This is a genomic window from Pseudomonas sp. LBUM1646 (assembly GCF_059716165.1).
This window is the reverse complement of the sequence record NZ_CP166810.1, coordinates 6,226,817-6,235,000: the sequence shown is the minus strand read 5'-3', so window position 1 is coordinate 6,235,000 and position 8,184 is coordinate 6,226,817. Positions and strand designations below refer to the sequence as shown.

Here is an 8,184-nt window from a genome sequence, read left to right as displayed (position 1 = left end):
CCCAAGGGTATGGCTGTTCGCCATTTAAAGTGGTACGCGAGCTGGGTTTAGAACGTCGTGAGACAGTTCGGTCCCTATCTGCCGTGGACGTTTGAGATTTGAGAGGGGCTGCTCCTAGTACGAGAGGACCGGAGTGGACGAACCTCTGGTGTTCCGGTTGTCACGCCAGTGGCATTGCCGGGTAGCTATGTTCGGAATAGATAACCGCTGAAAGCATCTAAGCGGGAAACTAGCCTCAAGATGAGATCTCACTGGGACCTTGAGTCCCCTGAAGGGCCGTCGAAGACTACGACGTTGATAGGTTGGGTGTGTAAGCGCTGTGAGGCGTTGAGCTAACCAATACTAATTGCCCGTGAGGCTTGACCATATAACACCCAAGCAATTTGACTACTCGAGAGAGCATCAGATTGCGGTGTGTGAAGACGCAATGAACCGAAAGTTCGCAGCAAAAAAACACACAAATCTGTCACATACCCATTCGCTGGAGCGTAAACCGAAAGGTGAACGACCTGGCTACCGAATTTCTTGACGACCATAGAGCATTGGAACCACCTGATCCCATCCCGAACTCAGCAGTGAAACGATGCATCGCCGATGGTAGTGTGGGGTTTCCCCATGTGAGAGTAGGTCATCGTCAAGATTAAATTCCGAAACCCCTATCTGCGTATGCAGGTAGGGGTTTTGTTTTGCCCGAAGAAAAATCCGACCGATAGGGTTTCTATGCAACGGCTCGGGGCATGGCTATTATTCGGGCCTCATTGTGAGGCGAGACTTGCATGCTGACGTTGTTAAAGCTTCTAAAGGATGGCCGATTCCATTCAGGTGAGGCCTTGGGCATTGCCCTGGGGGTCAGTCGAAGTGCTGTATGGAAGCAACTTCAGCATTTAGAGGCTGAGTTGGGTTTATCAATTCATAAAGTACGCGGTCGTGGTTATCAATTGGCCGCGCCATTGACGCTGCTTGATCCTGTGGAGATAGATGACAAGTCGTCTACCTGCAGTTGGCCTGTCCAAGTCTTCGATTCTATTGACTCCACTAACGCAGAGGCCTTGCGCGCTATCGAGCGAGGTCAGGCTGCGCCTTTCTTGGTGCTTGCAGAGCGACAGACTGCCGGTCGCGGAAGGAGGGGGCGCAAATGGGTGAGTCCGTTTGCAGAAAACCTCTACTACAGCCTTGTACTGCGCATTGAGGGTGGAATGCGACAGCTGGAGGGTTTGAGTTTGGTCGTGGGGCTAGCGGTAATGCATGCTCTGCGCAAGCAGGGTGTTTCTGGCGTGGGGCTAAAATGGCCTAACGATCTTCTAGTGGGTCAGAAAAAGATTGCCGGCATACTGCTTGAGTTGGTGGGTGATCCCGCAGACGTGTGTCATGTGGTGTTGGGTGTTGGAATCAACGTAAACATGCAGGCGGCGGACGAGGTGGATCAGCAGTGGACGTCCATGCGGCTCGAGTCCGGCAGGGTGTTTGATCGCAACCATTTGGTAGTGGAGCTGGGGCTGGTGCTTCAGGCTTACTTGAGCCGCCATCAGCGCGACGGATTTTCAGCCATCCATGCTGAATGGGAGCAAAACCATCTGTGGCAGGGCCGAACCGTCTCATTGATTGCCGGCGTTAACCAGATAGATGGCGTTGTAATGGGTATCGATAGTCAGGGTGCCTTACGCTTGAAGGTGGATGGTGTGGAAAAAGTCTTTAGTGGTGGTGAGCTCAGTTTGAGGTTGCGTGATGATTCTTGAGCTCGACTGCGGAAACAGTTTTATCAAATGGCGAGTACTTGGCGCAGACGTCAGGCTCGTGATTGGAGAGGGTGTTGTTGACTCGGATCTCGCATTGTTGGAGGGCCTGAAACAACTCAATGGGTTGGCTCTCAAGCACTGTCGGTTGGTTAGCGTCAGGACCTGCGAGGAAACCGCAGCCCTGACCTCCCTTTTGATGGGGGACTTTGGAGTGTCCGTGATATGCGCGGCACCCGCCCGTGAAATGTCCGGGGTTCGCAATGGCTACGAAGATTATGAAAAGCTTGGTCTTGATCGCTGGCTTGCGATGCTTGGAGGGTTTCATCTGGCCTCCGGTGCGTGCCTGGTGTTGGATTTCGGTACAGCGGTCACTGCCGACTTTATAGCCGAAGATGGAGAGCATCTTGGGGGATTCATCTGTCCGGGAATGCCGTTGATGCGTAACCAGTTGCGCACCCACACTCGCCGGATTCGCTATGGGGATCTTGCGGCTGAGCGCGCTCTGGAAACTCTTGTTCCAGGTCGTACAACCGTCGAAGCGGTCGAGAGAGGCTGCTCCTTGATGCTCAGGGGGTTTGTGCTGACCCAGCTCCAGTTGGCTCGCAGCTATTGGGGGGATGAGTTCACGGTATATCTCACTGGCGGGGATGCGGACCTGGTATCCGGGATTGTGCCCGAGGCCAGGGTGGTTCCGGATCTGGTATTTGTAGGTTTGGCTATGGCGTGTCCTTTGCCCTGAGGTTCTTATGCGTTGGTTGTTTCTGCTGCTGCTTGTTCTCAATGTGTTTTATTACGTCTGGCATCAACAAGAGGCGCCTCTTCGTGCGAAAGATGTAACGCCTTTGAGCTTGTATCGGGGCCCTCAGCAGGACATTCGCTTGTTGAGCGAGGCGACTGACGCTACTCGAGATAAGGGAAAGCCTCCCCAGGGGGATGGTGATTGTCTCTACATGGGAGGTTTTGCTCGGCAGGAAACCGTGCAGGCGATCGAGCGCCGATTGGGTGGTATGGATATCAAAGTTCAGTCGATGCCGAAGGATGCCCCTGAATCTGGGGGTTTCTGGGTTCGTGTGGCGCCTGAAAGCCGGCGTTTGCTGGATGACTCGAAGCTGCAAAACCTTTCCAAAGAATTCAATGAGTTAAAACATAAAATAATGCCGTGCGAGGGGGTTGCACCCGTCGAATAGTTTGAATAGAATGGCGCCCGCTTCGCAGTGAAGACCTTTAACGGTAAGCAGTGCGAAACGAGGTCAACGCAGCTAACCTCAGGTTTTTAATGAGAAAATGCTTGACAGAAGGCTGGCATGATATAGAATGCCGGCTCGCTTAGGAGGGGTTCCCGAGCGGCCAAAGGGATCAGACTGTAAATCTGACGTCTACGACTTCGAAGGTTCGAATCCTTCCCCCTCCACCATTTTTAGCGAGAGCTGCAAGCTCCGCGGGTATAGTTTAGTGGTAGAACCTCAGCCTTCCAAGCTGATGATGCGGGTTCGATTCCCGCTACCCGCTCCAAGTTTGCAGGTCCTGCGAAGTGTTGCGCTCTTGTAGCTCAGTTGGTAGAGCACACCCTTGGTAAGGGTGAGGTCAGCGGTTCAAATCCGCTCAAGAGCTCCATATAACAAGGCAGATATGAAAATATCTGCCTTTGTTTTAATGGCTGATGTTACTTGTTCAATTCTTCTGCTGGGGGTTATTTCGATGGCTAAGGAAAAGTTCGAACGTAATAAGCCGCACGTCAACGTAGGCACCATTGGTCACGTCGATCATGGCAAAACTACTTTGACAGCAGCTCTGACCCGTGTCTGCTCCGAAGTTTTCGGTTCGGCAAAGGTCGACTTCGACAAGATCGATAGCGCCCCAGAAGAAAAAGCTCGTGGCATCACCATCAACACCGCTCACGTTGAGTACGATTCGGCCGTGCGTCACTACGCACACGTTGACTGTCCAGGTCACGCTGACTACGTAAAAAACATGATTACCGGTGCTGCTCAGATGGATGGTGCGATTCTGGTTTGCTCGGCCGCTGATGGTCCGATGCCGCAAACCCGTGAGCACATCCTTTTGTCTCGCCAGGTTGGCGTTCCGTATATCGTTGTCTTCCTGAACAAGGCCGACATGGTTGATGATGCGGAGTTGCTGGAGCTGGTAGAGATGGAGGTGCGCGATCTGCTGAGCACTTACGATTTCCCAGGTGATGACACTCCGATCATCATTGGTTCGGCGCTGATGGCGCTGAACGGTCAAGACGACAACGAGATGGGCACGACTGCCGTCAAGAAGTTGGTTGAGACTCTGGATAGCTACATTCCGCAGCCTGAGCGTGCCATCGATAAGCCGTTCTTGATGCCGATTGAGGATGTATTCTCGATCTCCGGTCGCGGTACTGTTGTGACCGGTCGTGTTGAGCGTGGCATTGTCCGCATTCAGGAAGAAGTTGAGATTGTGGGTCTTCGTGACACTGTCAAAACTACTTGCACTGGTGTTGAGATGTTCCGCAAGCTGCTTGACGAAGGTCGTGCTGGCGAGAACTGCGGTGTGTTGCTGCGCGGCACCAAGCGTGATGATGTTGAGCGTGGCCAGGTTCTGGTCAAGCCAGGCACCGTCAAGCCGCATACCAAGTTCACTGCAGAAGTTTACGTTCTGAGCAAGGAAGAAGGCGGTCGTCATACGCCGTTCTTCAAGGGCTACCGTCCACAGTTCTACTTCCGTACTACGGATGTGACCGGTAACTGCGAATTGCCAGAAGGCGTTGAAATGGTAATGCCGGGTGACAACGTTCAGATGACTGTCACCCTGATCAAAACCATCGCGATGGAAGATGGGCTTCGTTTCGCTATCCGTGAAGGCGGTCGTACCGTCGGCGCTGGTGTCGTAGCTAAAGTCATCGAGTAAGTTGTTGTAATGTCTTTTTCGGGCCGGCATAATGGTCGGCCTGATTTTGTTTTAGGTCAGTAGCTCAATTGGCAGAGCGACGGTCTCCAAAACCGTAGGTTGGGGGTTCGATTCCCTCCTGACCTGCCAGATTCACTTGGTGTGTCTGGCTTTCTTTTCACAGGATCTTCATAGATGACTCCTAAAGCTGAAGCTCAAGGCTCTCGCTTCGATCTGCTCAAGTGGCTAGTAGTAGTCGCTTTGGTGGTTGTTGGCGTTGTTGGCAATCAGTATTACTCTGCTTCGCCGATCCTGTACCGCGTACTAGCTTTGCTCGCCATTGCTGCTGTAGCTGCCTTTGTAGGCCTGCAGACAGTCAAGGGCAAGTCTTTCTTTGTACTGGTTAAGGAAGCTCGCACCGAGATTCGTAAAGTCGTATGGCCAACTCGCCAAGAAACCACGCAGACCACGTTGATTGTTGTGGCTGTTGTTCTGGTTATGGCGTTGCTGTTGTGGGGGCTTGATTCCCTGCTCGGCTGGCTTGTTTCCTTGATTGTCGGCTAAGGGTGTCCCGTGGCTAAGCGTTGGTACGTTGTGCATGCTTACTCCGGTTACGAGAAGCATGTCATGCGCTCGTTGTTAGAGCGCGTAAAGCTGGCTGGCATGGAAGATGGCTTCGGCGAAATTCTGGTTCCCACTGAAGAAGTGGTTGAGATGCGTAATGGCCAGAAACGCAAAAGCGAACGCAAGTTCTTCCCAGGTTATGTGCTGGTTCAGATGGACATGAATGAGGGTACTTGGCACTTGGTCAAGGATACTCCTCGGGTGATGGGCTTCATCGGCGGTACTGCTGATAAGCCTGCGCCAATCACAGATAAAGAGGCAGAAGCGATTCTGCGTCGCGTTGCTGACGGTAGCGACAAGCCGAAGCCGAAGACACTCTTCGAGCCAGGCGAATCGGTACGTGTCAACGATGGGCCGTTTGCTGATTTTACCGGCACGGTTGAAGAAGTTAACTACGAAAAGAGCCGGATCCAAGTGGCAGTGCTCATTTTCGGTCGCTCTACTCCGGTAGAGTTAGAGTTCAGCCAGGTCGAAAAGGTCTAGCTGGACAAGCATCCCAACCCCGCAGCCCTAGGCTGTGGGGTTTTGTCGTCACTGGGATAAACGCGCAAGTAACCGGGGAGCCTTTCGAGGCGTTCGAACCCGTAATTGGAGTGCCTCATGGCCAAGAAGATTACCGCTTACATCAAGCTGCAAGTGAAGGCCGCTCAGGCTAACCCAAGCCCACCTGTTGGTCCTGCTCTGGGTCAGCACGGCGTGAACATCATGGAATTCTGCAAGGCTTTCAACGCCCGTACTCAGGGTATTGAAGCAGGTCTGCCGACTCCAGTGATCATCACTGTCTACAGCGACCGTAGCTTCACTTTCGAAACCAAATCCACACCTGCTTCGGTTCTGCTGAAGAAGGCTGCTGGTCTGACTAGCGGTTCCGCTCGTCCGAACACCGTTAAGGTTGGCACCGTGACCCGTGCTCAGCTGGAAGAAATCGCGAAAACCAAAAACGCGGATCTGACTGCAGCTGATATGGACGCAGCCGTGCGTACTATCGCCGGTTCTGCTCGTAGCATGGGCCTTAACGTGGAGGGTGTGTAATGGCTAAGTTGACCAAGCGTCAAAAGGCTATCGCCGGCAAAATCGAAGCAGGCAAGTCCTACAACTTTGTAGACGCTGCTGCGCTGCTGGCTGAGCTGTCGACTGTCAAGTTCAGCGAGTCGTTCGACGTTGCTGTGAACCTGGGCGTTGACCCGCGTAAATCCGACCAGGTCGTTCGTAGCGCTACTGTGCTGCCACACGGCACTGGCAAGACTGTTCGCGTTGCTGTGTTCACCCAGGGTCCAGCTGCTGAGGCCGCTCTGGCTGCCGGCGCTGACCGTGTAGGTATGGACGATCTGGCTGCCGAAATGAAAGGCGGCGACCTGAACTATGACGTAGTTATCGCATCCCCGGATGCAATGCGCGTTGTTGGTCAGTTGGGTCAGATCCTCGGTCCACGTGGTCTGATGCCTAACCCTAAAGTCGGCACCGTAACTCCAGACGTAGCTACCGCGGTTAAAAACGCCAAGGCCGGTCAGGTTCGTTATCGCACCGACAAAAACGGCATCATTCACACCTCCGTTGGCAAAGTCGGCTTTGATGCCGTCAAGCTGAAGGAAAACGTTGAAGCCCTGATCTCTGATCTGAAGCGCATCAAGCCGGCTTCCTCGAAAGGCATTTATGTCAAACGCATCACCCTGAGCACCACCATGGGTCCGGGCCTGGTCATCGACCAAGGTTCGCTGGAAGCGTAAGACAAAAATTGGCGCAAGCGATTGCGCCAATTGAAAGATTGGGGTCCCTGCCTGGCGGGGGCTATCCAAGACCGTAGGCGACGCAAGTCTTAAACCTCAAGCCTACGCAGATGGTGCTCCCGGTTCCTTACCGAATCAGACACCAAAACGACATCCGGCTCCGGTTGGATGAAACGGTAACAAGCAGGAGTTAAACCCGTGGCAATTAAACTCGAAGACAAGAAGGCCATCGTCGCTGAAGTCAACGAGGCTGCCAATGTTGCCCTGTCTGCTGTTGTGGCTGATGCCCGCGGCGTGACAGTAAGCGCTATGACCGGACTCCGTAAAGAGGCTCGTGAAGCTGGCGTTTACGTACGTGTTGTACGTAACACCCTGCTCAAGCGCGCCGTTGCTGGCACTCAATATGACGTGCTCAACGACGTGTTCACTGGCCCGACCTTGATTGCATTCTCCAAAGAACATCCGGGCGCTGCTGCTCGTATCTTCAAAGAGTTCGCAAAAGGTCAGGATAAGTTCGAGATCAAGGCAGCTGCGTTCGAGGGCAAGTTCCTCGCAGCTAATCAGATCGACGTACTGGCAAGTCTGCCGACCCGTGACGAAGCAATTTCTCAGCTGATGAGCGTGATTCAAGGCGCAACCAGCAAATTGGCTCGTACTCTGGCGGCCCTTCGCGACCAGAAAGAAGCTGCCGCAGCCTAAGGCTGAGCGACTCCTTTCAGCGTTTATTGTTTATTTCGATGGCCGCGTAGGCTGTCACCCCAATACAGGAATTTATAGTCATGTCTCTGACTAACGACCAAATCATCGAAGCAATCGGCGAAAAATCCGTTCTGGAAATCGTTGAGCTGATCAAGGCCATGGAAGAGAAGTTCGGCGTTTCCGCTGCCGCTGCTTCCGCTGGTCCAGCTGCTGTCGCTGCTGTTGTTGAAGAACAAACTGAATTCAACGTCATGCTGCTGGAAGCTGGCGAGAAGAAAGTTAACGTGATCAAGGCAGTACGTGAACTGACCGGTCTGGGCTTGAAAGAAGCCAAGGCTGTAGTTGACGGCGCTCCTGGCGTGGTTCTGGAAGCTGTATCGAAAGACGCAGCTGACAAAGCCAAAGCCACTCTGGAAGAAGCAGGCGCTAAAGTCGAGCTGAAGTAAGCATCGACTTTGCGTCTCCAGCCCGAGCGTTAAGCGAAAGGCTGATGGCTGGTGGCTCTTGCCACCGGCCTTTTTCCGTTA

10 protein-coding genes, 4 tRNA genes and 2 rRNA genes (1 of these 16 running past the window's edge) are annotated in these 8,184 nt (G+C 53.4%); all 16 read left to right on the top strand.

The annotated features are described in order from the left end of the window. Positions 1 to 367, top strand: a 23S ribosomal RNA gene (locus ACA071_RS28520) (it extends 2,525 nt beyond the left edge of the window). Between the two features lie 157 nt (positions 368 to 524). Then, positions 525 to 640, top strand: a 5S ribosomal RNA gene (gene rrf / locus ACA071_RS28515). A gap of 136 nt (positions 641 to 776) precedes the next feature. Beyond that, entirely contained in the window at positions 777 to 1,736 is a 960-nt protein-coding gene (gene birA / locus ACA071_RS28510) for a bifunctional biotin--[acetyl-CoA-carboxylase] ligase/biotin operon repressor BirA (protein WP_497642086.1), read from the top strand. Beyond that, positions 1,726 to 2,475, top strand: coding sequence for a pantothenate kinase (locus ACA071_RS28505; protein WP_497642085.1), 750 nt, complete (start codon positions 1,726 to 1,728; stop codon positions 2,473 to 2,475). Before birA ends, ACA071_RS28505 begins: the two co-directional genes overlap by 11 nt. Positions 2,476 to 2,482: 7 nt before the next feature. Then, on the top strand, positions 2,483 to 2,923 hold the full coding sequence (locus ACA071_RS28500) for a hypothetical protein (protein ID WP_497642084.1): 441 nt from the start codon (positions 2,483 to 2,485) through the stop codon (positions 2,921 to 2,923). Positions 2,924 to 3,065: 142 nt separating this feature from the next. Then, positions 3,066 to 3,150: transfer RNA gene (locus ACA071_RS28495), tRNA-Tyr, on the top strand. Between the two features lie 24 nt (positions 3,151 to 3,174). Continuing rightward, positions 3,175 to 3,248, top strand: a tRNA-Gly gene (locus ACA071_RS28490). A gap of 26 nt (positions 3,249 to 3,274) precedes the next feature. After that, a tRNA-Thr gene (locus ACA071_RS28485) sits at positions 3,275 to 3,350 on the top strand. Between the two features lie 84 nt (positions 3,351 to 3,434). Further along, positions 3,435 to 4,628: an elongation factor Tu gene (gene tuf, locus ACA071_RS28480; protein ID WP_007896619.1), complete on the top strand. Its 1,194-nt coding sequence runs from the start codon at positions 3,435 to 3,437 to the stop codon at positions 4,626 to 4,628. Positions 4,629 to 4,681: 53 nt separating this feature from the next. Continuing rightward, positions 4,682 to 4,757 (top strand) — tRNA-Trp (locus tag ACA071_RS28475). A 45-nt stretch (positions 4,758 to 4,802) separates the two neighbouring features. Beyond that, positions 4,803 to 5,171: a preprotein translocase subunit SecE gene (gene secE / locus ACA071_RS28470; RefSeq protein ID WP_008145488.1), complete on the top strand. Its 369-nt coding sequence runs from the start codon at positions 4,803 to 4,805 to the stop codon at positions 5,169 to 5,171. Between the two features lie 9 nt (positions 5,172 to 5,180). Then, positions 5,181 to 5,714: a transcription termination/antitermination protein NusG gene (gene nusG, locus ACA071_RS28465; protein ID WP_054052239.1), complete on the top strand. Its 534-nt coding sequence runs from the start codon at positions 5,181 to 5,183 to the stop codon at positions 5,712 to 5,714. Between the two features lie 117 nt (positions 5,715 to 5,831). Continuing rightward, complete coding sequence (rplK, locus tag ACA071_RS28460) at positions 5,832 to 6,263, top strand: 50S ribosomal protein L11 (protein WP_042561349.1); 432 nt, start codon at positions 5,832 to 5,834, stop codon at positions 6,261 to 6,263. Then, the gene (gene rplA / locus ACA071_RS28455; protein ID WP_128872506.1) at positions 6,263 to 6,958 is read left to right on the top strand and encodes a 50S ribosomal protein L1; all 696 of its coding nucleotides are present in this window, start codon (positions 6,263 to 6,265) and stop codon (positions 6,956 to 6,958) included. Before rplK ends, rplA begins: the two co-directional genes overlap by 1 nt. A gap of 198 nt (positions 6,959 to 7,156) precedes the next feature. After that, positions 7,157 to 7,657 (top strand): 50S ribosomal protein L10, encoded by a 501-nt coding sequence (gene rplJ, locus ACA071_RS28450; protein ID WP_028621539.1) that lies wholly within the window; start codon positions 7,157 to 7,159, stop codon positions 7,655 to 7,657. A gap of 80 nt (positions 7,658 to 7,737) precedes the next feature. Beyond that, positions 7,738 to 8,103: a 50S ribosomal protein L7/L12 gene (rplL, locus tag ACA071_RS28445; protein WP_008145490.1), complete on the top strand. Its 366-nt coding sequence runs from the start codon at positions 7,738 to 7,740 to the stop codon at positions 8,101 to 8,103. The last annotated feature ends 81 nt before the right edge of the window (positions 8,104 to 8,184 follow it).